At 57.5% G+C, this 22,174-nt stretch carries 22 protein-coding genes, 1 other RNA gene and 2 pseudogenes; 21 read left to right on the forward strand and 4 right to left on the reverse strand.

Features of this window, described 5'->3' with window-relative positions; genetic code table 11:
* The first annotated feature begins 2 nt into the window (after nucleotides 1-2).
* From HGP31_RS09110 to fabF, 8 genes are all read left to right on the forward strand, one after another.
* Nucleotides 3-899: an NAD-dependent epimerase/dehydratase family protein gene (locus tag HGP31_RS09110; protein WP_168757517.1), complete on the forward strand. Its 897-nt coding sequence runs from the start codon at nucleotides 3-5 to the stop codon at nucleotides 897-899.
* 10 nt (nucleotides 900-909) lie between these two features.
* Nucleotides 910-2,076: an acyltransferase family protein gene (locus tag HGP31_RS09115; RefSeq protein ID WP_168757518.1), complete on the forward strand. Its 1,167-nt coding sequence runs from the start codon at nucleotides 910-912 to the stop codon at nucleotides 2,074-2,076.
* A gap of 31 nt (nucleotides 2,077-2,107) precedes the next feature.
* Nucleotides 2,108-3,142 (forward strand): GDP-mannose 4,6-dehydratase, encoded by a 1,035-nt coding sequence (gene gmd, locus HGP31_RS09120; protein ID WP_168757519.1) that lies wholly within the window; start codon nucleotides 2,108-2,110, stop codon nucleotides 3,140-3,142.
* A gap of 50 nt (nucleotides 3,143-3,192) precedes the next feature.
* Nucleotides 3,193-4,335: a glycosyltransferase family 4 protein gene (locus HGP31_RS09125; protein WP_168757520.1), complete on the forward strand. Its 1,143-nt coding sequence runs from the start codon at nucleotides 3,193-3,195 to the stop codon at nucleotides 4,333-4,335.
* Nucleotides 4,335-5,462, forward strand: a complete 1,128-nt coding sequence (locus HGP31_RS09130) for a glycosyltransferase family 4 protein (protein WP_168757521.1) — start codon at nucleotides 4,335-4,337, stop codon at nucleotides 5,460-5,462. Before HGP31_RS09125 ends, HGP31_RS09130 begins: the two co-directional genes overlap by 1 nt.
* Before the next feature lie 121 nt (nucleotides 5,463-5,583).
* The gene (locus tag HGP31_RS09135; protein ID WP_168757522.1) at nucleotides 5,584-5,919 is read left to right on the forward strand and encodes a ComEA family DNA-binding protein; all 336 of its coding nucleotides are present in this window, start codon (nucleotides 5,584-5,586) and stop codon (nucleotides 5,917-5,919) included.
* A 210-nt stretch (nucleotides 5,920-6,129) separates the two neighbouring features.
* Nucleotides 6,130-6,924, forward strand: coding sequence for an SDR family NAD(P)-dependent oxidoreductase (locus HGP31_RS09140; protein WP_168757523.1), 795 nt, complete (start codon nucleotides 6,130-6,132; stop codon nucleotides 6,922-6,924).
* 31 nt (nucleotides 6,925-6,955) lie between these two features.
* The gene (fabF, locus tag HGP31_RS09145; RefSeq protein WP_020800648.1) at nucleotides 6,956-8,230 is read left to right on the forward strand and encodes a beta-ketoacyl-ACP synthase II; all 1,275 of its coding nucleotides are present in this window, start codon (nucleotides 6,956-6,958) and stop codon (nucleotides 8,228-8,230) included.
* Here the strand turns inward: fabF and HGP31_RS09150 are convergent.
* The gene (locus HGP31_RS09150) at nucleotides 8,227-8,784 is read right to left on the reverse strand and encodes a TetR/AcrR family transcriptional regulator (RefSeq protein WP_033045097.1); all 558 of its coding nucleotides are present in this window, start codon (nucleotides 8,782-8,784) and stop codon (nucleotides 8,227-8,229) included. The two genes, fabF and HGP31_RS09150, sit on opposite strands and share 4 nt — an antisense overlap.
* Before the next feature lie 173 nt (nucleotides 8,785-8,957).
* On the opposite strand from HGP31_RS09150, the gene HGP31_RS09155 reads away from it, so the two are divergent.
* The 7 genes and pseudogenes from HGP31_RS09155 (at nucleotide 8,958) to ffs (ending at nucleotide 12,291) form a co-directional block, all read left to right on the forward strand.
* Nucleotides 8,958-9,611: a GntR family transcriptional regulator gene (locus HGP31_RS09155; protein WP_083348494.1), complete on the forward strand. Its 654-nt coding sequence runs from the start codon at nucleotides 8,958-8,960 to the stop codon at nucleotides 9,609-9,611.
* A 15-nt stretch (nucleotides 9,612-9,626) separates the two neighbouring features.
* Complete coding sequence (locus tag HGP31_RS09160; RefSeq protein WP_168757524.1) at nucleotides 9,627-10,478, forward strand: urea carboxylase-associated family protein; 852 nt, start codon at nucleotides 9,627-9,629, stop codon at nucleotides 10,476-10,478.
* A 126-nt stretch (nucleotides 10,479-10,604) separates the two neighbouring features.
* Nucleotides 10,605-10,910 carry a transposase gene (locus HGP31_RS30440; protein WP_225441856.1) on the forward strand — a complete coding sequence of 102 codons (306 nt, stop codon included), beginning with the start codon at nucleotides 10,605-10,607 and terminating at the stop codon, nucleotides 10,908-10,910.
* A 163-nt stretch (nucleotides 10,911-11,073) separates the two neighbouring features.
* Nucleotides 11,074-11,127, forward strand: a pseudogene (locus HGP31_RS30445) (hypothetical protein); the annotation flags it as partial.
* Between the two features lie 37 nt (nucleotides 11,128-11,164).
* Nucleotides 11,165-11,734, forward strand: coding sequence for an IS3 family transposase (locus HGP31_RS30450; protein WP_240963527.1), 570 nt, complete (start codon nucleotides 11,165-11,167; stop codon nucleotides 11,732-11,734).
* A gap of 168 nt (nucleotides 11,735-11,902) precedes the next feature.
* A pseudogene (locus HGP31_RS30765) lies at nucleotides 11,903-11,989 on the forward strand (outer membrane lipoprotein carrier protein LolA); the annotation flags it as partial.
* A gap of 205 nt (nucleotides 11,990-12,194) precedes the next feature.
* Nucleotides 12,195-12,291: signal recognition particle sRNA small type (gene ffs / locus HGP31_RS09170), an RNA gene on the forward strand.
* Nucleotides 12,292-12,463: 172 nt separating this feature from the next.
* Here the strand turns inward: ffs and HGP31_RS09175 are convergent.
* Complete coding sequence (locus tag HGP31_RS09175; protein ID WP_020800653.1) at nucleotides 12,464-12,778, reverse strand: helix-turn-helix domain-containing protein; 315 nt, start codon at nucleotides 12,776-12,778, stop codon at nucleotides 12,464-12,466.
* Between the two features lie 281 nt (nucleotides 12,779-13,059).
* On the opposite strand from HGP31_RS09175, the gene HGP31_RS09180 reads away from it, so the two are divergent.
* On the forward strand, nucleotides 13,060-14,796 hold the full coding sequence (locus tag HGP31_RS09180; RefSeq protein ID WP_168757525.1) for a putative bifunctional diguanylate cyclase/phosphodiesterase: 1,737 nt from the start codon (nucleotides 13,060-13,062) through the stop codon (nucleotides 14,794-14,796).
* On the opposite strand, the gene HGP31_RS09185 is transcribed toward HGP31_RS09180, so the two are convergent.
* Nucleotides 14,763-15,515 carry a substrate-binding periplasmic protein gene (locus HGP31_RS09185; protein ID WP_033043482.1) on the reverse strand — a complete coding sequence of 251 codons (753 nt, stop codon included), beginning with the start codon at nucleotides 15,513-15,515 and terminating at the stop codon, nucleotides 14,763-14,765. The two genes, HGP31_RS09180 and HGP31_RS09185, sit on opposite strands and share 34 nt — an antisense overlap.
* Before the next feature lie 135 nt (nucleotides 15,516-15,650).
* On the opposite strand from HGP31_RS09185, the gene dnaX reads away from it, so the two are divergent.
* The 5 genes from dnaX to HGP31_RS09210 all read left to right on the forward strand — a co-directional run bounded on the left by dnaX (nucleotide 15,651) and on the right by HGP31_RS09210 (nucleotide 21,459).
* On the forward strand, nucleotides 15,651-17,735 hold the full coding sequence (gene dnaX / locus HGP31_RS09190; protein ID WP_168757526.1) for a DNA polymerase III subunit gamma/tau: 2,085 nt from the start codon (nucleotides 15,651-15,653) through the stop codon (nucleotides 17,733-17,735).
* A 66-nt stretch (nucleotides 17,736-17,801) separates the two neighbouring features.
* Nucleotides 17,802-18,140 carry a YbaB/EbfC family nucleoid-associated protein gene (locus tag HGP31_RS09195; protein WP_007933349.1) on the forward strand — a complete coding sequence of 113 codons (339 nt, stop codon included), beginning with the start codon at nucleotides 17,802-17,804 and terminating at the stop codon, nucleotides 18,138-18,140.
* 274 nt (nucleotides 18,141-18,414) lie between these two features.
* Complete coding sequence (locus HGP31_RS09200) at nucleotides 18,415-19,452, forward strand: NADP-dependent oxidoreductase (RefSeq protein ID WP_168757527.1); 1,038 nt, start codon at nucleotides 18,415-18,417, stop codon at nucleotides 19,450-19,452.
* Nucleotides 19,453-19,527: 75 nt separating this feature from the next.
* The gene (gene recR / locus HGP31_RS09205) at nucleotides 19,528-20,130 is read left to right on the forward strand and encodes a recombination mediator RecR (RefSeq protein WP_020800658.1); all 603 of its coding nucleotides are present in this window, start codon (nucleotides 19,528-19,530) and stop codon (nucleotides 20,128-20,130) included.
* A gap of 180 nt (nucleotides 20,131-20,310) precedes the next feature.
* Entirely contained in the window at nucleotides 20,311-21,459 is a 1,149-nt protein-coding gene (locus tag HGP31_RS09210; protein WP_168757528.1) for an acyl-CoA dehydrogenase family protein, read from the forward strand.
* A 128-nt stretch (nucleotides 21,460-21,587) separates the two neighbouring features.
* Here HGP31_RS09210 and HGP31_RS09215 read toward each other — a convergent pair whose 3' ends face one another.
* A complete protein-coding gene (locus tag HGP31_RS09215; protein WP_008057870.1) occupies nucleotides 21,588-22,136 on the reverse strand; it encodes an adenine phosphoribosyltransferase in 549 nt (182 codons plus the stop codon).
* Nucleotides 22,137-22,174: the final 38 nt, after the last annotated feature.

Below are 22,174 nucleotides of genomic sequence, written 5' to 3' on the forward strand. Positions count from 1 at the left end.
GCATGAACGGTACTCGTGTATTAGTTACTGGCGGCAGCGGCTTTATCGGTCGATATTTAATTGAAGAGCTGAAGGCCCGGGGCGCTACGGTTTTAGGTACCTGTATTGGACAAGCTACAGAAGGGTTGGTGGCGGTATCACTTACCGATAAGGCCAAACTGACTAGTATCATCGAAGAGTTTGCTCCCGATTGGATCGTGCATCTGGCTGCCATCGCGCTGGTTACTCACGGTGATGTCCAGCAGATTTATGGCGTTAACGTACTGGGTACGGAGAATCTCTTTAATGCTGTAATTGACGCTCAGATTCCACGGCCTACGATGCTGTTGGCTAGTACAGCCGGGGTATACGGCAATCAACAAAGTGAGTTCTTGCACGAAGGACTCGAGTACAAGCCGGCGAATCATTATTCCTACAGCAAGATGGTCATGGAAATGCTTGCCCGGCAGTACCAAGACGATATCAAGGTGCATGTTGTCCGCCCGTTCAATATCATAGGCTCGGGGCAGTCTGAGTCGTTCCTTATTCCGAAAATAGTCAGGCATTTCTACGATCGCGCGCCTGTGCTGAAGTTGGGCAACATCAGCTCTGTTCGCGATTATGTAGAGGTCCATCGGTGCGCTTGGATGGTGGCGGAGCTAATGTCCAAGCAGCATGATTCGCCGTTCACTGTGAATCTCTGTGCGGGTAGGGGTTGGACAGGCTACGACGTGCTGGATTGCCTGACTGACATCAGTGGGTATCGACCTGATATTGAGGTGGCTGATCAATTTGTCCGGAAGAATGAAGTATGGAGACTGGTTGGCAGTCCTGAGCGGCTACATCAACTTCTCGGCACCGACCCACAATTACCGGATTTAAGTAAAATTCTTGAGTCTATGTATAAGTCTATGAAGTAAGGGATGCTTTGTGGCGGCTGAACTATTTTATTACGTGTTGTTGGGTGCGTTATTTCCCCTGGGGTGCTGTTACCTGCTTTTAATTAGTCGAAAGGTTGGTATTGAGCAAACTCACTTGGTCGGTTTTTCCGGTTCATTGGAGGCGCTCCGGGGCGTTGCTGCTTTCCTGGTATTTGGTGCGCACTCAAGCATGTATTTTGGGTTTGCTCCTAAACAGGTGGCAGCCGCTTCAATGGGGGAGATTGGAGTTCTGTTGTTTTTCATGTTGACGGGGCATCTCTTCTGGGGCCAGATCAAAGCCGGGAAGTTCGATGGCAACACGTTTTTCATTAAGCGAATTAGAAGACTTTTTCCCATCATGTTGGTGGTGATTGCTACATTCACGCTACTTGATTGGATCAAGGCAGGATTTGTCGTTCCCTCGGCTTCCCAGGTGCTTGCCGGGTTTCGAAATTTTGGATTTGCTTTTGGTAAGGTAGTTAATAGCGTAGGTGATGTGAACGATGTCTTCACCAAAGACATGTATCTCAGAATCAACAATATCTGGACTTTGCGGTGGGAGTGGTTGTTCTACCTTTGCATGCCGCTTTTGGCAGCACTGGGCAGCTTCCCAAAGGTCACTGCTTTTGCCATAGCGATCATTCTGTTGTTCATGGATCCATTCCAGATTCTGCAAGGTTCCACAGACGCAGTATTTGTCTTGGCATTCTGGTTGGGTGGGATGAGTCGATCCCTGGAGGATTTCAGAGCAACCAAGCTTGCAATCCTGTTCTCCCGCAAGGTTAGCAGTTGCCTGTTATTGCTTGGTATTCTTGCAACGGGCGCCTACCTATTTGGCGGCGAATTGTCGCAGAAAAATGTTCGTGTGCCGGTATTGATTTTTCTGGTGTTCCCTATCTTTTTCTACTTTGTAGCGAGCAAGCATTTCCCCGATCGCCTCGGGTCTAAAGGTATGCAGTTAATGGGTAAAATTAGTTACTCGTTTTACCTTTGGCACCTAGGGGTTAATTACTATGTGGTGCGTTGGGTGGCCAAGTTTTTTGAGGACTCCCAATCGCTCACTTGTTTTGTAGTTAGCTGCATGGTAATGATGATCGTTGGGTTGACTCTCGCTTCATTCACCTACCGGTATGTAGAAGAGCCGTTTCTCAAAAAAAGCACACACAACACGATTTGATTAAGTTTTGTCAGGAGGGATGTTAGTTACCATGAAAACAGCAATTATTACAGGTATTACCGGTCAGGACGGCGCCTATTTGGCAGAGCTTCTGCTGGAAAAGGGCTATACCGTTTATGGTACGTTCCGCCGCACCAGTTCTGTGAATTTTTGGCGAATTGAAGAGCTGGGTATCAATAATCACCCTAATTTGCACCTGATCGAATACGATTTGACCGATTTGTCTGCCAGCATTCGGATGTTGCAAACCACCAAGCCTGTTGAAGTCTACAATCTGGCGGCGCAAAGTTTCGTGGGTGTCTCTTTTGATCAACCCATCACCACGGCGGAAATTACCGGCGTTGGCGTGGTCAACCTGCTCGAAGCCATTCGCATTGTCAATCCGTCCATTCGTTTCTACCAAGCCTCTACTTCTGAGATGTTTGGTAAGGTCCAGAGCATTCCTCAGAAAGAGGATACGCCTTTTTACCCCCGCAGCCCTTATGGCGTGGCGAAGCTTTACGCTCACTGGATCACGATCAACTATCGTGAAAGTTACGGGATCTTCGCTAGCAGCGGGATTCTGTTCAACCACGAGTCGCCTCTTCGTGGTCGTGAGTTTGTGACCCGTAAAATCACGGACTCGGTTGCGAAAATCAAACTTGGCAAATTGGACGTCCTCGAGTTGGGTAATCTGGATGCGAAGCGTGACTGGGGCTTCGCCAAGGAATACGTTGAAGGCATGTGGCGCATGCTGCAGGCTGACGAGCCTGATACTTTTGTTCTTGCTACCAATCGCACCGAAACGGTTCGCGACTTTGTGAGCATGGCCTTTAAGGCCGCTGGCATTACCGTTCGTTTCGAGGGTCAAGGTGAGAACGAATTCGGCCTGGATGCGGATTCCGGCAAAGTGATCGTTCGGATCAATCCTAAGTTCTATCGCCCTACCGAGGTCGATCTGCTCATTGGCGATCCTGCTTATGCTAAAAAGGTCTTGGGCTGGGAACCAACGACCCAACTTGAAGAACTTTGCCGAATGATGGTGGAGGCGGATTTGCGTCGCAATGAAATCGGCTTTTCGTTCTGATGTACTCGCGCACCTCTGATCCAGGGGTGCGCTTTTTGAAGTAAGCGCTCATGAAAATCATATTGTCGGTTGAACCTGTACGGTTTCCATTGACGGGCATTGGACGTTACACCTACGAACTGGCAAAGGAATTGCGTCTGTCCGATCAGGTTGATGACCTGAAGTTTTTTTCCGGAAGCCGTTTTCTCCCGGCGCTACCGTCAGCAGTTGGCGAATCGAACAAGATTCATGGAATTAAACGCGCAATGCAGAAAAGCGCGTTGGTGCTGGAAGGCTATCGGTTAGTGATGCCTTATCTTCGTCAACGTAGTCTGCGTGACTCAAAAGAGTACCTCTACCACAGCCCTAACTATTACCTTCCGCCATTTACTGGTCGCAGCGTTGCGACTTTTCATGACTTGTCGCCGTTCACCATGGCTCATTGTCACGCACCCAAGCTCGTTCGCTATTTGCAGAAAGAACTTAAAGCTACATTGGTGCGAGCCGACGCGCTGATCACTGATTCCGAATACACTCGCAAGGAGCTGGCAGATTATTTCGCCTGGCCCATCGAGCGTATTTATACCGTTCCCCTGGCCAGTTCCGGAGAATTTCATCCGCGTATCCCGGAAGTCTTGCGTGACACATTGGTGCGCCACGGGCTGAAAGTGGGCGGTTACAGCCTTTTCGTTGGCACTATCGAGCCCCGCAAAAACATTGAAACCTTGCTTGACGCCTACAGTCGATTGCCCGAGGCGGTCCGCTCTCGCTGGCCATTGATCCTGACGGGCTACCACGGCTGGCAGAACGATGCGATCAATGCCCGTCTGGAGACAGCACGCCGTGAAGGCTGGGCGCATTACTTGGGTTTTGTTCCAAGTGAAGACCTGCCGCTATTGTTTGCTGGTGCTCGTCTGTTTACCTTTCCTTCTCTTTATGAAGGATTTGGCCTGCCCGTGCTCGAAGCCATGAGCTCCGGTGTTCCCGTGGTGTGTTCTAACAGTTCGTCACTTCCGGAAGTTGCCGGCGATGCTGCACTGATGTGCGAGCCAATGGACGTTGATGCGTTGACGGCCCACTTGTTGCAAGGTCTTGAAGATGAGTCTTGGCGCAACCAAGCAATAGAGCGAGGCTTGCTGCATGCGGCAAAGTTCACATGGGAACGTTGTGCTCACGAAACGATTCAGGTCTATAGAAAGGTATTACAAGGCTAATGAGCAAAGTCCTTCACTTTTTCAAGACCTACTATCCCGAAACTATGGGGGGGATCGAGCAGGTTATCTTTCAGATTGCAGAAGGCTGTGCGATTCATGGCTTTGACGCCGAGGTACTCTATCTCAGTGATAGAGGTGCTGCGCGTAACGAGCGGGTGGGCCATCATGTGACCCATCGCGCGAAACTTGATCTGCATGTTGCCTCGACGGGATTTTCGCTTTCGGCGTTCAAGGACTTTGCCGAGTTGGCCGAGCAGGCTGACATCATTCACTACCATTTTCCATGGCCCTACATGGACCTTGTGCACTTCGCCACTCGCTTGAACAAACCAACTGTAGCGAGTTATCACTCTGACGTTGTTAAGCAGAAGTACCTGTTGAAGTTGTATCAGCCTTTGATGAATCGCTTTCTTTCCAGTGTTGATTGCATCGTGGCGTCCTCACCAAAATACGCGCAAAGCAGCCCGGTGCTTAGACGCTTCGAGGAGAAGGTGCGGATCATTCCGTACGGTCTGGATAGGGGCACTTACCCAATCCCTTCGACTGCGATGCGGAAACACTGGCATAGTCTCTTGGGAGAGCGCTTCTTTTTATTCGTAGGTGCGCTGCGTTATTACAAAGGCTTGGATTACTTGCTGGAAGCGGCCAAGCATACTCAGTTGCCTGTGGTCATTGTTGGTGGTGGGCATCTGGAGGATGAGTTGAAGGCCCAAGCGATCCATATGGGCCTTACCAATGTGCGCTTTCTTGGGGTTTTGCCGAACGAAGACAAAGTCACCTTGCTGCAGTTGTGCTATGCATTCGTCTTTCCATCACACTTGCGTTCTGAGTCGTTTGGCATCTCATTGTTGGAAAGCGCGATGTATGGCAAGCCGATGATCTCCTGTGAGATGGGCTCGGGGACCACATTCATCAATATTGCCGATGAAACGGGATTGGTCGTGCCGCCTCGGGACGCAACAGCGTTGGCTCGCGCGATGGAGGCGTTGTGGCAGAATCCCAGGCGTGCTGCCGAAATGGGTTTGCGTGCAAAGGAACGCTACGAAGAGGTATTTTCCGCAAATGTCATGGCTGAGTCTTACGCCAACTTGTATCAGGAATTGTTGAGTGGTTCACCACGCCAATAATTGCGTTATTAGTTCATAACCGGTAACGAACACAATTTTGACATGCTCCATCTATCACCTAACGTTGAGGAAGCAGCTGCGGAAAAGCTGCTTTCTCAACCGATGTCATGGAGCGTCATTTATGCGTATAGGCTATTTCTACTCCCTGGTTTTTGCCCTGCTCACCAGTGCTTCTATCACCGCCAATGCAGCGCCTGCGGGCAAGCCGGAGGCATCCAAGGCTCCGGTGGCTATGGAGGCTTCGGCGGGTGTGCAATCAGGCAAGGTGAATCTCAATAAGGCTGATGCGCCGACCTTGCAGCGTGAGTTGTCCGGTGTGGGGGAGGCCAAGGCTAAGGCGATTGTTGCGTATCGTGAAGCTAATGGGCCGTTTGCCTCCCCTGAGGAGTTGCTCGAGGTGAAGGGGTTCGGCAAGGCGCTCCTGGATAAGAATCGCGAGAAGCTTCAGGTGAACTAAGCTTGTAAATCTGCCTTGGAAGGCCGGTCATTGACCGGCCTTTTTGCCATCTGGCGTAGGGTGAGCGGTTTTGCCTTTCGTCGCCGGCCATAAAATTACGACTATCATATGATGCTTAAATTATGGCTATAATAAATACGATTTCCATGTCGGCGCGCTGACAACCTTGGCGCGTATCCTTCCCTCTGGCATCTCCCAGGAGCAATCATCATGACTTCCATCCAGTCCCAAGGCACAGCCCTCGTCACCGGCGCTTCCTCCGGCATCGGTGCTGTCTACGCACAGCGTTTGGCTGCGCGTGGTTTTGATTTGTTGTTGGTCGCCCGTGATCAAGAGCGGCTTGAAGCGGCGGCGAGTGCGTTGCGTGATGCCCATGGTGTTCAGGTTGAGGTGTTGAAGGCGGATTTGACGCAGAAAGATGACGTGCTGAAGCTTGAGCAGCGTCTTCGCAGTGATTCGAGTATCAGTCTGTTGCTGAACAATGCGGGGATAGCGGCGGATGGGTTGTTGGCCAATGCCGATCTGGACCAGCTGGAGCGCATGATTCAGCTGAATATCACGGCGGTTACGCGTTTGGCGTCGGCGGCGGCGGCGAGTTTTGCCAAGGCGGGTCGGGGCACAATTATCAATATTGCATCGGTGGTGGCGTTGTTTCCCGAGCGGTTTAATGCGACGTACAGCGCGAGCAAGGCTTATGTGCTGAGTTTGACTCAGTCGTTGAACGCCGAACTCGACGGCACCGGTGTCAAGGTCCAGGCTGTGTTGCCAGGGGTAACACGCACGGAGATCTGGGAGCGTTCGGGTATCGATGCTTCGCAGATTCCGGAGGATATGGTGATGGAGGCGGGGGAGATGGTCGATGCGGCGCTGGCGGGACTGGATCAGGGTGAGTTGGTGACCATTCCTTCATTGCCGGATGCTGGCGACTGGGATGCATTTGTGGCGGCGCGTCTGGTCATGGCGCCTAATCTTTCCAAAAGCAAGGCGGCTGCGCGTTACAAATGACGCGGGCGAACCGGTGTGAGGTGGTGGCGGTATGAGTGATCGTCGAGTGGTAGTGACAGGCATGGGGCTGGTGTCTCCGCTGGGTAGCGGCGTGGAGGCGGTCTGGGCGCGCTTGTTGGCGGGGCGTTCCGGGTTGCGCAATTTGCCGGATGAGGTGGTGGCGGATCTGCCGGCCAAGGTCGGCGGGGCGGTGCAAACCGTTGCGCAGGACCCGGAGGCAGGTTTTGATCCGGATCGGGCCACGGCGCCCAAAGAACAGAAGAAGATGGATCGGTTCATCCTGTTTGCCATGGAGGCGGCGCGTCAGGCGATCGAGCAGGCGGGGTGGCAGGCACAAACAGCGCAAGCCCAGGAGCGTACGGCAACCATCATTGGGTCCGGCGTCGGTGGTTTCGGGGCGATTGCCGATGCGGTGCGTACCACGGACAGTCGTGGGCCGCGACGGTTGTCGCCGTTCACCATCCCTTCCTTCCTGGTCAATCTGGCCGCGGGGCATGTGTCGATCGAGCATGGCTTCAAGGGCCCGCTGGGCGCGCCGGTCACGGCCTGTGCGGCTGGCGTCCAGGCGATTGGCGATGCGGTGCGATTAATTCGTTGCGGCGAGGCGGATGTTGCGGTGTGTGGGGGCGCAGAGGCGGCGATCGATCGGGTCAGCCTTGCTGGCTTTGCGGCGGCGCGTGCGTTGTCCAGCGCTTTCAACGACACCCCGGAGCGCGCTTCGCGTCCGTTCGATCGCGACCGCGATGGCTTTGTCATGGGTGAAGGGGCTGGCCTGCTGGTGGTCGAATCCCTGGAACATGCCTTGGCCCGTGGTGCTCAACCCCTGGCAGAGGTGGTCGGTTATGGCACCAGCGCCGACGCCTATCACCTGACCGCGGGCCCTGAGGATGGCAGCGGCGCACGCCGGGCCATGTCATTGGCATTGGCTCAGGCGGGGATTTTGCCGGAGCAGGTCCAGCATTTGAATGCGCACGCCACTTCGACACCAGTGGGCGACCTGGGGGAGTTGGCAGCCATCAAGGCGCTGTTCGGTTCGCAAAACGGCATTGCAGTGACCTCGACCAAATCGGCCACCGGGCACTTGCTCGGTGCTGCTGGCGGGATCGAAGCCATTTTCACTTTGCTGGCGATCCGGGATCAGATCGTGCCGGCGACCCTTAATCTCGATAATCCGGACCCGGCCAGCGAGGGTGTGGACATTGTCCGCGGCCAGGCACGACCCATGGCGATCGAGTACGCGCTGTCCAACGGGTTCGGGTTTGGCGGGGTGAATGCCAGCGTGCTATTCAAGCGCTGGGTTGGCTAGTTGTCAGGCTGATTAAGGTGGGTGCGTGTCACCTCGAGGATCTCGGCAGCCAGCTCGGGGTTCTCGACGCTGCGCGATAACAGCAGCGCGCCAATCAGTGTGGACATGATGACGATGCTGCGTCGCTCGATGTTTTCGCCCTCGAGGGTGCCCTGGATCTGGCGAAGTCGTGCATGGAGCACCGCGTCTGATGTAGGGCTTGGCTGGCCGCGCATGCCGAGTTCCGAGGACATGGTCGGCAGTGGGCAGCCTTCGTGGGGCGAGGTCTGGTGCCATTCGGACAGGTAGGCGTTGATGAATGCCTCCAGCGGGCGGTCTTGGGAAAATAGCTCGGCGCAGGTGACGTCCACTTGATCCCCGGCGGCCTGCAGCGCTTTTTCCACCAACTCGTCCTTGGACTTGAAGTGTGAATAAAAGCCCCCGTGGGTCAAGCCCAGCGCTTTCATCAGCGGTTGCAGGCCGGTCGCGCCGATGCCGTCACGGCGAAATCGCACGGAAGCTTCCTTGATGATGCGTTGGTGGGTCTGGGCTTTATGGTCCTGCGAGTAACGCATCTGATATCTCCGCATCAATGCGCCATATTAACCAATGAAAATTGGATGGTGACTGTACTTCTATTTCTAAAAAGCATGCAGATGCGTCGAACTTGATCGAACCCCAATGAAATATGGCACGAATAGTGATTACTCATTCACCAACGATTGTTGAACAATCCGGGGTAATGAGTATGAACAGCGGGCTGTCATTGGCCGATCAGATCACACTGGAGTTACGTGGCGACATCATTGGTGGGCGATTGCTGCCGGGCATGTCCCTGGTGGAAAGCGATTTGGTGGCCGCCTATAACGCGTCGCGCAATACCATTCGGGAGGCCTTGCACCGCTTGGGGCAGGAGGGTTTGACCCGCTATGTGCGCAACAAGGGAGTCATGGTGCGCCGGCTGGGGATTGAGGATGTGCGGGACCTGTTCCGGGTTCGACGCACGCTCGAATTGCAGGCCATCAGCGCCAGCCGGCCTCTGCGCGAGTATGAGTCCGACCGCATGCTCGAAGCCCTGGAAGCCGCCGAGCTGGCCCGGGAGCGCGAGGATTGGCGCGCCGTCGGCACCCATGGCCTGGCCTTTCACCAACACATTGTCGGGTTGTTGCGCAGTCCTTTGTTCGACGCGTTCTTCACCAACGTCGTCGCGCAATTGCGCCTGGTGTTCTGCAGCGCTCCCGATGAAGCGCGTTTCCAGGCGCCCTGGCTGGCTCGCGATCGGCAAATCCATGAGCTGCTTGCCGAGGGCGACAAGCGCGGCGCCGAAGACGCCATGTGCCTGTATCTCGATGATTCCGAACATCTGCTGTCGCAATTGTTTGCCACTGCTTCCCATCACTGATCGAGGGTGTGTGCCATGTACAAAGACTATCCGGCGGCTTATCAAGTCAGCAAAGGTTCGGCCTTGCAGGTGGACAAGGCTTTCTACGAGCGGGTTCGCGACGCGAAGGACGGGCGTACCCTGATCGAGTCATTCGAAGTGCCGATCCGTACTGGTCGTGCCTGGAAAGTGCCGGCCGGGCACGTGTTTCGCGTGACCACGCCGGTCGGGCCGCAGGTGGGGGATTTCAATGTCTGGAACGCCAACGATCCGCGCGAACGCTTGTGGGCGGCGCGGACCCGGCAGTTGCAGGGGGCGCACGTCAGCATCCACGATCGGCTCTGGTCGAACCTGCCATTCTTGCGGCCGCTGGTAACCATCACCGATGACAGCCTCGCCGCGTACGGTATCGACGAACATGGCGGGCGCCTGCACGACTTGCTCGGTACCCGCTGCGATCCGTACGTGAACAAGATGCTCACCGGCGAGGACTTTCACCATCACTGTCATTCCAACCTGACCCGTGCGGTGCTGCCTCACGGCCTGACCGAATTCGATGTGCATGACGTGCTGAACATTTTCCAGTGCACGGGGCTGAACCACGACGACATGTACTTCATGAAGGCCTGTCCGGCGCAGAAGGGCGATTACCTGGAGTTCTTCGCCGAAATCGATTTGCTCTGCGCACTGTCGACCTGCCCGGGAGGCGATTTGTCGCTGGCCATGTGGGGGCCGGATGCGCAGGATCCGCTGAGCGTGTGCCGGCCGCTGGGGGTGGAGGTTTATCGATTGGATGATGCGTTGCTTGAGGGTTGGAGCCAGCCGGAGCGTGCGGCGTACCAGGGGTTGCATGGGTTGCACATTGCTAAGGCCGATTGGGAAAAGTAGGCGGTGGCTTGCCGGTGAATCAGCTGCCACGCGTTATCGTTGGCGACCATCGCGAGCAGGCTGAACTGGCCTAATAATTCCGGACACCTCTTAAGGGCGATATGATTTCGCCAACTTGGAGGTTCCATGAACGAAAGAAAGGTCTATACCCGCGAGTTCAAGCTGCATGCTGCCAGCATGGTGCTTGATGATAACTGCTCAATTCCAGATGTTTGTGCATCGCTGGATATCGGGCCTACGGCTTTACGGCGCTGGGTCGATCAAGTCCGCAAGGAGCGCGAAGGCCAGCCAGTCAAGGGCACCAAGGCGATTACCGAAGATCAGCGCCAGATCCAGGAACTGAAAGCCAAAATCAAGCGCATGGAGATGGAAGCCGAGATCTTAAAAAAGGCTACCGCTCTCTTGATGTCGGATCCCGATCGTTTTCGATGATCGCGGAGCTAAGAGAGTTATTCCCGACGGCCGTGGTATGTCGTGTTTTTGGTGGAAGCGCAGCAGCTTTTATGAGTGGATTCAGCGGCGAGCCCAACCACGGATCAGACGCGAAGAACTCAAGCTCAAAGTGGTTGAACTGCATGGCGAAAGCCGTGAAGCCATGGGTTCCAGAATGATTAGCAAGGGGTTGAAGTCCCAAAACATTCCCGTTGGACGCAGCCTTGTCAGAGCGCTGATGAGGGAGGCCAATATTGTCAGTAAACAACGCCAGCCTCACCCATTCAGATCCAAAGGAGTGGAAGCATTTGTCGCGGCCAAAACGCAACTTCAAACCGACTGCAGTCGATCAGGTTTGGTGTGGCGACGTGACGAGCTTGATGGTGGGCAAGCGCTGGGTTCATCTGGCCATCGTGATTGATTTATATGCTCGTCGGGTCATTGGTTGGGCCTTTTCTCTGGTCAATGACGCCAACTTGGTCAGCAAGGCACTACGCATGGCGACAGAGGTACGCACGTGTCCTCCTGGGCTGATGTTTCACTCAGACCAGGGCTGTCAGTACACCAGTCGCAAGTTTCAAGAGGAACTGAAGCGCCACGGCATTTTGCAAAGCATGAGCCATCGCGGGCAGTGCTGGGACAATGCTCCAACAGAGCGTTTTTTCGGCACGCTGAAGTCAGAGTGGGTGCCGCGTGGCGGCTACAGCCTGATTGAAGAAGCTAAAACCGATATGGTGCGCTTCTTCATGTACTACAACCGCACCAGGCTCCATAGCTACAACAACTACCTGTCGCCAATAGCCATGGAGCAAAAAGCGGCATAAACACCGTAACCGGTGTCCGGGATTACTTGACCAGTTCAGGCTCGCTCCTACAGGGGATTGCATACGGCTCCCGATCAGGCCGGCCGGTAAGCCGCCTCGCATAAGCTTTGATTTGGCTTTTGATTTTCTTGCCCCCCTCCCATCGCGGCGGGCCCTGTAGGAGCGAGCATGCTCGCGATGGTCGTCAACGATGACGCTGGGCACCTGACACCCCTCGGTGCTCTCAGGTTCATCGCGAGCAGGCTCGCTCCTACAGGCTCTTCCAAGTGACTCGCCGTAAGGGCGAAACCATAGGGGGCCGTTACCGCGGGAATGGATATCTACGCCGTCAAGCTTTTCAAGCCCATCGCATGTCCTTGAACCCGCTCATTTTTTTTAATCCACTCGAACGGTTGTAACTTCGTCCCAGATAGGTACAATGGCGCGGCTCGCCGTCAGGTGAGCGTCGTTATGGTGACCCCATCGGTCCCCCCGCAACGATCAGCCGTGAACCCGGTCAGGCCTGGAAGGGAGCAGCCGCAGCGGTGACATTGTGTGCCGGGGTGTGGCTGGTGGGGTTACCACCTTAACGAACCGCGAGACCCTCTCTCGCGTAATCAATCAAACCAGTTTCCTGTACCGCCATGGCGCCTGCCCATCGCGGCTTTTTGTCGTCTGCGATTTGGTGGCGACATAAAAAAGGAGCTCGACCTGTCGGACGCGACACGTCGATCATCGTTCTTGCTGGCTCTAAGGCTTGGACAAGGCCTGGTCAACCGCTGCAATCAGCTTTCCCAGATCCTTTGGGGGGGCTTTATGTATGACATCGAACAGGTACGCCCGTTGTTCGTCCTCATCGCCAGGGTCGGCGAAAAAGGCTTTCAGCTTCACCCCCAGCACATTGGCAAACATGAACAGTGCGTCCACGCTGGGGGTATAGGTACCGGTTTCGAAGCGGCTGATGGTTTTGGGGTCAAAACCGGTTCTTTCGCCAAGTTCAGCCTGAGTAAGCCCCGCGACCTTGCGGTACCGCCGGATGGCTGGACCCAAACTTGAAATGTGCATCGCTTTAATTCCCATTTAGAATCAAGAACTTAACGATTGATGTAGTAATAGGCAACTGCATTAACCATCACCTTGCTTTGCAAAATGTGATGCATTTCGTAGAATTGCCGTCCAAAAGCGACATTGAGTGAGCTTGTTTCAGATTATGGAATAATATGAAAAAGCCACTATTGCGTAGTTACGCAAGGCGGCGAAAGCCACTTGCAGTCTTGCAGAATATTACCAGCATCGGTGTTGCTGCCTTGAACGGGTTCCACCGCCGGCGACAACGAGCCTGACTCATGGATGAGAAATACCGCAGGGCGGTGGATGCCGCCGCGATTTTTTCCGAGACCGACCTGGGCGGCCGGATCACCCACGTCAATGAACAGTTTTGCGCAGTGTCCGGGTACAGCCGTGAAGAGTTGCTTGGGCAAAACCATCGCATGCTCAATTCCGGTATGCACGCCACGGACTTCTTCGTCGACATGTGGCGCACCATCTCCCGGGGTCATATCTGGAAGGGTGAGATCTGCAATCGTGCCAAGGATGGCAGCCTGTATTGGGTCGAAAGCACGATGGTGCCGGTGATCGAGACTGCCACGGGGCGGGTAGAGCGGTATCTGTCGATTCGCTTTGACATCAGCGAAAAACGCCAGCTCCTGCATTCCCTGCAATGGCGGGTCGGTCATGACGTGCTGACCGGGCTGCCCAATCGTGCATTTCTTTCGGATCTGCTTGATCAGGCGTTGGAGTTCTCCCGGCAGGAGAGCATTCCGCTGGCAGTGTGCATGCTCGATCTCGACGGCTTCAAGGCGATCAATGACGGCTACGGGCATGCCACCGGCGATCTGTTGCTGGTGGAGGTGGCCAAGCGCCTGCGCAACGTCGTGCGTGGCGAGGATGTGGTCGCGCGGCTGGCCGGCGACGAGTTCGTCCTGGTGTTGCGCTACGTCCATGACCTGCCGAAATTGCGGGCCGCGCTGAACCGGATACTGGGGGCGATATCGGCACCGTACTCACTGCACGGCAAGGACATCAATGTGTTTGCCAGTATTGGCGTCACGCTCTTTCCTCACGACAACGAAGATGCCGGGACCTTGCTGCGTCATGCCGATCAGGCCATGTACGTGGCCAAGCAGAGCGGTCGCAAGCGCTTTCACTTGTTCGACGTGAGCCGCGATCGCGAGGTCAAGGCCACTCACGAGACGGTCGAACGGGTGCGTCAGGCGCTGGATGCCGGAGAGCTGCGCCTGCAGTTCCAGCCCAAGGTCAACATGCGCCGTGGCCAAGTCGTTGGCTTTGCGGCGGTGCTGCGCTGGGAGCACCCGCAAATCGGCTTGATGCCTGCCCGGGATTTTTTGCCTCAGGTGGAGGAGACGGACCTGATCATCGATATCGGTGAGTGGGTGCTGGACCGGGTGTTGGCGCAGCTGGATCAATGGCGCCAGGCCGGGCATGACTGGCCGGTGAGCATCAATATCGCGGCGCGGCATTTTCAGCGGGCGGATTTCGTCGAGCGCCTCAAAAACCTGTTGGCGCGGCACGAGCGAGTCGCCCCGCAGCGGCTTGACCTGGAAATCGTCGAGTCGGTCGCGGTCGAGAACATCCAGCATGTCAGTGCCTGTTTGCAGGCTTGCCAGGCGCTGGGGGTGCAGTTTTCCCTGGGGGATTTCGGCACCGGCTACTCATCCCTGAGTTACCTCAAGCGCCTGCGCACCCAGGCCATCAAGATCGACAAGTCCTTTGTGCGCGGCATTCTTCATGATGGCGATGACTTGGCATTGACCACGGCCGTGATCGGCCTTGCCCGGGCATTTGGCCGCCAGGTGATCGCCGAGGGGCTGGAAAGTATCGAGCACGGTGAGTTGCTGTTGCGCCTGGGGTGCGAGGTGGCCCAGGGCAATTTCATTGCGCAGCCGATGCCTGCTGACGATGTGCCCGGCTGGGTCGCGGGTTTTGTCGTGCCGGCGCAATGGCGGGCGGCAGATGCCACCGCACAAGGTCATGGCCTGGGTTCAGTCTTGCCTCCGACATAAAGGGCAATGATGTCGTCGATCTCCCCGGACATCTTCATGCGCAGCAGGGTGCGCAGGATGCGCTGCACCGGCACCTTGGGGTCGTTGCGCACGTAGCAGCCGACGCGTTGCTCCTGCAGGAGCGCCACGCTTTGCAGTTGCTGCTGCGGCAACAAGCGCTGGTTGAACCAGTCAAGGGTCCATTGGTTGCTGACCGCATAGCGGTTGCGCCCGGCATGCAGCTTCTCCAGCACCTGTTCCTGGTTGCGGGCATCGTCGCGATACAGCCGGTTGGCGTCGAACAGGGGTTGCAGGGTTGGGTAACTGTAGCCCAGGACCGTCCCGATCGATTGATGGGGCAAGTGTGTTGGCGTGACGGAGGTGTTCGCATCGGGACGGCTGACCAGCAGGTCGGGTTGAGTCCAGAGCGGAATGCTCCAGATATAGTCGCCGGACTGGTTCGGCGTCCAGGACTGCGCGGCGTAGCAGCGTATGTCGACCTCGCCCTGTTCCATGGCGTTTTGCACCCGGCCGCGGGGCAATACGTGGAACTGCGCCGGCACGCCGACCTGGGTCGCGAGGCTGAGCATCACGTCATACAGGATGCCCTGGGTCGGCCGGCCACGTTCAAGTTGCACCATCGGCATCGCCCAACTGTCAGGCACCACGAAGCGCAACGGCGCATCAGCGGCCGTTCCGTCCAGGCTTAACAACAGCAGTGCCCCCCAGGCTAACCGCATAAACGCTCCGCTAACTTTGACGCAAAAAGCCCGCAAAATGCAGCTTAGCCAGATTAGACGAGCGCACCGGATGCAATTTGTGCCTTGCTCCGCTAGCATTAGCCGCTTCTGCTTCCTTCGCTGCGACGGTTTTCGATGAGTTATCAGGTTCTTGCACGTAAATGGCGTCCGCGCTCGTTCCGCGAAATGGTCGGCCAGACCCATGTGCTCAAGGCTCTGATCAATGCCTTGGACAGCCAGCGGCTGCACCACGCCTACCTGTTTACCGGTACGCGCGGGGTCGGCAAGACCACTATCGCGCGGATCATAGCCAAATGCCTGAACTGTGAAACAGGTATCACTTCAACGCCCTGTGGCGAGTGTTCGGTGTGCCGCGAGATCGATGAAGGCCGCTTCGTCGACCTGATCGAGATCGACGCCGCCAGCCGCACCAAGGTCGAAGACACCCGCGAGTTGCTCGACAACGTGCAGTACGCCCCCAGCCGCGGGCGTTTCAAGGTCTACCTGATCGACGAAGTGCACATGCTCTCCAGCCATTCTTTCAATGCGCTGTTGAAAACCCTCGAAGAGCCGCCACCCTACGTCAAGTTCATCCTGGCCACCACTGATCCGCAGAAACTTCCTGCAACGATTCTTTCGCGTTGCCTGCAGTTCTCCTTGAAGAACATGACCCCGGAACGGGTCGTTGAGCATTTGAGCCATGTGCTGAGTGTCGAGAACGTGCCGTTCGAAGACGACGCGCTGTGGTTGCTCGGTCGCGCCGCCGACGGTTCGATGCGCGATGCCATGAGCCTCACCGACCAGGCGATTGCCTTCGGTGAAGGCAAGGTCATGGCCGCGGACGTTCGGGCGATGCTTGGCACCCTTGATCACGGCCAGGTCTATGACGTCCTGCATGCGCTGATCGAAGGCGATGCCAAGGCCCTGCTCGAAGCGGTCCGCCACCTGGCCGAACAAGGCCCGGACTGGAATGGCGTGCTCTCGGAGATCCTCAATGTGCTGCACCGGGTTGCCATTGCCCAGGCCTTGCCGGAAGGCGTCGACAACGGTCATGGCGACCGAGACCGGGTGCTGGCCCTGGCCCAGGCGTTGCCGGCCGAAGACGTGCAGTTCTATTACCAGATGGGCCTGATCGGCCGCCGCGACTTGCCGCTGGCGCCGGATCCCCGTGGCGGCTTTGAAATGGTGCTGTTACGCATGCTGGCATTCCGGCCCGCGGACACCGCGGACGCGCCGAGGCAACCGCTAAAGCCAGTGGGGATCAGCCAGGCCACGGTTGATTCCGCCAAATCAGTGGCTGCCACGCCGGTCGTTGCAAAGGTCGTCGCTGCACCGGTTGCACCTGTCGCGGCGGTGGCTCCGGCACCCGCGCCGGTTGTCGCTGAACCTGTACCTGAACCTGTACCTGTACCTGTACCTGTACCTGAGCCGGTGGTCGAGGCGGTCGTGGTCGAGGAAGTGGTCGACCTGCCATGGAACGACCCGGTCGAGCCAGAAGCCGTTCAACAGCCAGCTGTCGAGCCGGTGCTGGAAACCGCCAGCGAGCAGCCTGAGTTGCCGCCCATGCCGTTGCCGACCCCGGACAGCGTGGTACCGGACGCGCCGGAGTGGGCCGCCGCACCCATTCCGGAACCGACGGTGGCGCAAGTCGATGCCGCTACCCCAGGCATGGACCTGGATGACGAGCCGCCGCTGGACGAAGACTATATCGAGCCAGACATGGACTCGGCCTACAGCTACCTCGACGAATTGGCCAGCGAACACACCGCCGAGCCTGCCGCGGAGCCCGAGCCTGAGCCCGCCGCAGCGCCGGCCACGGGCCTGGCCCTGCAATGGCTGGAGCTGTTCCCGAACCTGCCGATTTCCGGCATGACTGGCAGCATCGCCGCCAACTGCACGCTGATCGCGGTCGATGGCGACAATTGGTTGTTGCACCTGGACCCGGCCCACAGCGCCTTGTTCAACGCCACTCAACAACGTCGTCTCAATGAAGCGTTGAACCAGTATCACGGGCGGACCCTGACCCTGACCATGGAGCTGATCAAGCCCGAGCAGGAAACCCCGGCCCAGGCGGCGTCCCGTCGGCGTGCCGACCGTCAGCGCGAGGCCGAGGAGTCGATCCACGGTGATCCGTTCATCCAGCAAATGATGCAGCAGTTCGGTGCGGTGATCCGTAACGATACTATTGAACCTGTCGAGGCCCTGGCCAGTCAGGGCTAATAACTGAAGGCGCTCGCCCGTACGGGTTGGGCGTCGTTTAATCCAAGTACTTTTGAGGTGATTCCCATGATGAAAGGTGGCATGGCCGGCCTGATGAAGCAGGCGCAGCAGATGCAGGAAAAAATGGCCAAGATGCAGGAAGAGCTGGCCAACGCCGAAGTCACCGGTAAAGCCGGTGGCGACATGGTCACCGTGGTGATGACCGGTCGTCACGACGTCAAGCGCGTGACCATCGACCCAAGCCTGGTCGAAGGCCTGAGCGAAGATGACAAGGAAATGCTCGAAGCGGTGTTCGCCGCGGCTGTCAACGACGCCGTGCGCAAGATCGAAGCCAACAGCCAGGACAAAATGGGCAGCATGACCGCTGGCATGCAACTGCCACCGGGCATGAAACTGCCATTCTGATTCGCCTTCGGGCGTTGGATGAGCTACAAAAAATGCCAGGCATCGCGCCTGGCATTTTTGTTTCTAGTCACACTGATCGTTCCCATGCGCAGCAAAGGAATGCCTAATGGACGCTCCGCGTTCCAGCTTCAGAAAGGGACGCGGAGCGTCCCGGGCTGCATTCCCACGCAGAGCGTGGGAACGATCATGTGCCAGGAATAAACATCGAACGCCGTACCGCCACCAAGGTCTGCTCCCTATACCCCCGAATTCATCGATCACAGGAGACGCTGACATGTCCGACCCCATGACCCTCAACCAACGTATCGTCCTGGCCTCGCGCCCTGTCGGCGCACCGACGCCGGAGAATTTCCGGATGGAGCGGGTCGCGCTACCCGACCTGGCCGAGGGTCAGGTGCTGCTCAAGACCCTCTATCTGTCGCTGGACCCCTACATGCGCGGGCGCATGAGTGACGCGCCGTCTTATGCCGCGCCGGTGGAAATCGGCGAAGTGATGACCGGTGGTGCTGTCAGCCGGGTTGAGCGTTCGTTGCATCCCAAGTTCCACGAAGGCGACCTGGTGGTCGGCGCCACGGGATGGCAAAGCCATAGCATCAATGACGGTCGCAGCATCATTCCAGTGCCCTCGGGCCTGCCCAGTCCCTCCATGGCCCTGGGTGTGCTGGGCATGCCGGGCATGACCGCCTACATGGGCTTGATGGACATCGGCCAGCCCAAGGAAGGCGAGACCCTGGTGGTCGCGGCGGCCTCTGGCGCCGTCGGTTCGGTGGTGGGCCAGGTGGCGAAGATCAAGGGCCTGCGCGTGGTCGGTGTGGCGGGCGGGGCGGAAAAATGTCGTTATGTCACTGAGGAGCTGGGCTTCGATGCCTGCATCGACCACAAAAGCCCGGATTTCGTCGACGAGCTTGCCAAGGCGTGCCCCAAGGGTATCGATATCTATTATGAGAATGTCGGTGGCAAGGTGTTCGACGCCGTGTTGCCGTTGCTCAACCCCAAGGCGCGGATTCCGCTCTGTGGCCTGATTGCTTCCTACAACGCGAGCGAAGCGCCGAGCGGCCCGGATCGCCTGCCGCTATTGCAGCGCACGCTGTTGACCAAGCGTGTGCGAATCCAGGGCTTTATCGTGTTAGACGATTACGGTGACCGTCAGCCGGAGTTCATCAGCGCGATGGCGCCGTGGGTACGTGATGGCAAGGTGAAGTTTCGCGAAGACGTGGTCGATGGCCTGGAGCAGGCGCCCGAGGCGTTCATCGGGCTGCTGGAGGGGCGCAACTTTGGCAAGCTGGTGGTGCGGGTCGCGCCCAACGACTAAATGACGCTGTGAATTGACGCTCAACAGAGGCGCGGGTATAAACCGCGTCTCGTTGTTTTCGTCGGACTTTTCCCCATGAGCTTCAGCCCTTTGATTCGCCAACTGATCGACGCCCTGCGAGTTTTGCCAGGTGTGGGTCAGAAAACCGCCCAGCGCATGGCGTTGCAGTTGCTCGAGCGTGATCGCAGTGGCGGCTCGCGCCTGGCACTGGCCCTGAACCAGGCCATGGATGGGGTCGGTCACTGCCGTCAGTGCCGCACGCTGACCGAAGACGACCTCTGTCCGCAATGCGCCGATACCCGCCGCGACGACACCTTGCTGTGCGTAGTGGAAGGGCCGATGGATGTCTATGCCGTGGAGCAGACCGGTTACCGTGGCCGCTACTTTGTGCTCAAGGGGCATCTTTCGCCGCTTGACGGGCTGGGGCCGGAGGCAATCGGCATCCCGCAATTGATGGCGCGGATCGAAGAGGCGGGCACCTTTACCGAAGTCATCCTCGCCACCAACCCGACCGTGGAAGGCGAGGCGACTGCGCACTACATCGCCCAGTTACTCAGCAGCAAAGGCCTGATCGCTTCGCGTATCGCCCATGGGGTACCGCTGGGCGGCGAGCTGGAGTTGGTGGATGGCGGGACGCTGGCGCATTCGTTTGCAGGGCGTAAGCCGATAAGTTTGTAATTTGTGTTGTTTGGGCTGACGTCTTCGCGAGCAAGCCCGCTCCCACAGGGGCTGCGCTGAGCCTGTAGGAGCCGGCTTGCTGGCGATCCAGGCGACTTGGTCCAACTGATTCACTCATTCCTGTTGAAAACCAAGCAAGCGCTCGGTTAACTTCGCTGAACCCTTCAGTGGAGCTCGCCCATGCCTGCCTTTGAGGAATACTTCGACCCCAACCACCAAATGGTCCGCGACAGCGTCAGGCGTTTCGTCCAGCGCGAGATTCTTCCGGACATTGATCAATGGGAGGAAGCCGAAAGCTTTCCCCGCGCGCTCTACCTCAAGGCCGGTGCGGCGGGGATTCTCGGCATTGGCTACCCGCAAAGCCTGGGCGGCAGTCACGAAGGGGATGTATTCGCCAAGATCGCCGCCAGCGAAGAGCTGATGCGCTGTGGCTCGGGCGGCCTGGTGGCGGGGCTGGGCTCCCTGGACATTGGCCTGCCGCCGATAGTCAAGTGGGCCAGGCCTTGCGTACGGGATCGGGTGGTGCCACAGGTATTGTCCGGCGAGAAAATCAGCGCCCTGGCCGTCACCGAGCCCGGCGGCGGTTCCGACGTCGCCAACCTGCAAACCCGCGCCGTGCGTGAAGGCGACTTCTACCGGGTCAGCGGCAGTAAAACGTTCATCACCAGCGGCGTACGCGCGGATTACTACACCGTCGCGGTGCGCACCGGTGAGCCGGGTTTCGCCGGCATCAGCCTGTTGTTGATCGAGAAGGGCACCCCGGGTTTCACCGTGGGGCGGCAATTGAAGAAAATGGGCTGGTGGGCGTCGGACACGGCCGAATTGTTCTTCGATGATTGCCCAGTGCCTGTAGGCAATCTGATCGGCGGCGAAAACATGGGTTTCGCCTGCATCATGGGCAATTTCCAGAACGAACGCCTGGCCCTGGCCTTGATGGCCAACATGACCGCGCAGCTTGCCCTGGAGGAGAGCCTTCAGTGGGCGCGTGAGCGTGAAGCCTTTGGCAAGCCGATCGGCAAGTTCCAGGTGATCAAGCATCGCCTGGCGGAGATGGCCACGGCCCTCGAAGTCTCACGGGAGTTCACCTATCGGCAGGCGGCAAAAATGGCGGCGGGCAAGAGCGTGATCAAGGAGATTTCCATGGCCAAGAACTTTGCCACGGACACGGCGGACCGGATTACCCACGATGCCGTGCAGATACTGGGCGGCCTGGGTTACATGCGCGAGAGCCTGGTGGAGCGGTTGTACCGGGATAACCGGATTCTGTCGATTGGCGGCGGGACGCGGGAAGTGATGAACGAGATCATCAGCAAGCAGATGGGGCTTTGAGACTTGCGGTGTAGCGATTGACGCTTTCGCGAGCAGGCTCGCTCCCACAGGGGATTTTCGCTGTACACATATTTTGTGCACCACTGTGGGAGCGAGCCTGCTCGCGAAGGCATCGGTGAAGTCGCCGCTTATTTATCGGAAAGGGCAAACTGCGTCAGGCAAAACGTCGGAATCCCCATATCTTCCAAGCGTTGCGACCCACCCAGCTCCGGCAAATCGATGATCGCCGCCGCTTCATGCACCCGCGCGCCCATGCGGCGAATCAGGTTCGCCGCCGCAATCAGGGTACCGCCTGTAGCGATCAGGTCATCGAACATCACCACAGAATCGCCTTCGCACAGACTGTCGGCGTGCACTTCAAGAAACGCTTCGCCGTATTCGGTCGCGTAGCCTTCTGCCAGGACGTCGGCCGGCAACTTGCCTTGCTTGCGAAACAGCACCAGCGGCTTGTTCAACTGATAAGCCAGCACTGAGCCAATCAGGAAACCCCGGGCATCCATGGCGCCAATGTGGGTGAAGTCCGCCTCGACATAACGGTGGGCGAAGCTGTCCATCACCAGGCGCAGTGCCGTGGGCGACTGGAAGAGCGGGGTGATGTCGCGAAAGATCACACCGGGCTTCGGAAAGTCGATCACGGGGCGGATGAGGGATTTGATGTCGAAGGAATCGAAGACCATCGAAGGAGTCCTGGCAGGCTGCAAACGACACAGTATAA

Source organism: Pseudomonas umsongensis, assembly GCF_012647205.1.
GTDB lineage: Bacteria > Pseudomonadota > Gammaproteobacteria > Pseudomonadales > Pseudomonadaceae > Aquipseudomonas > Aquipseudomonas umsongensis.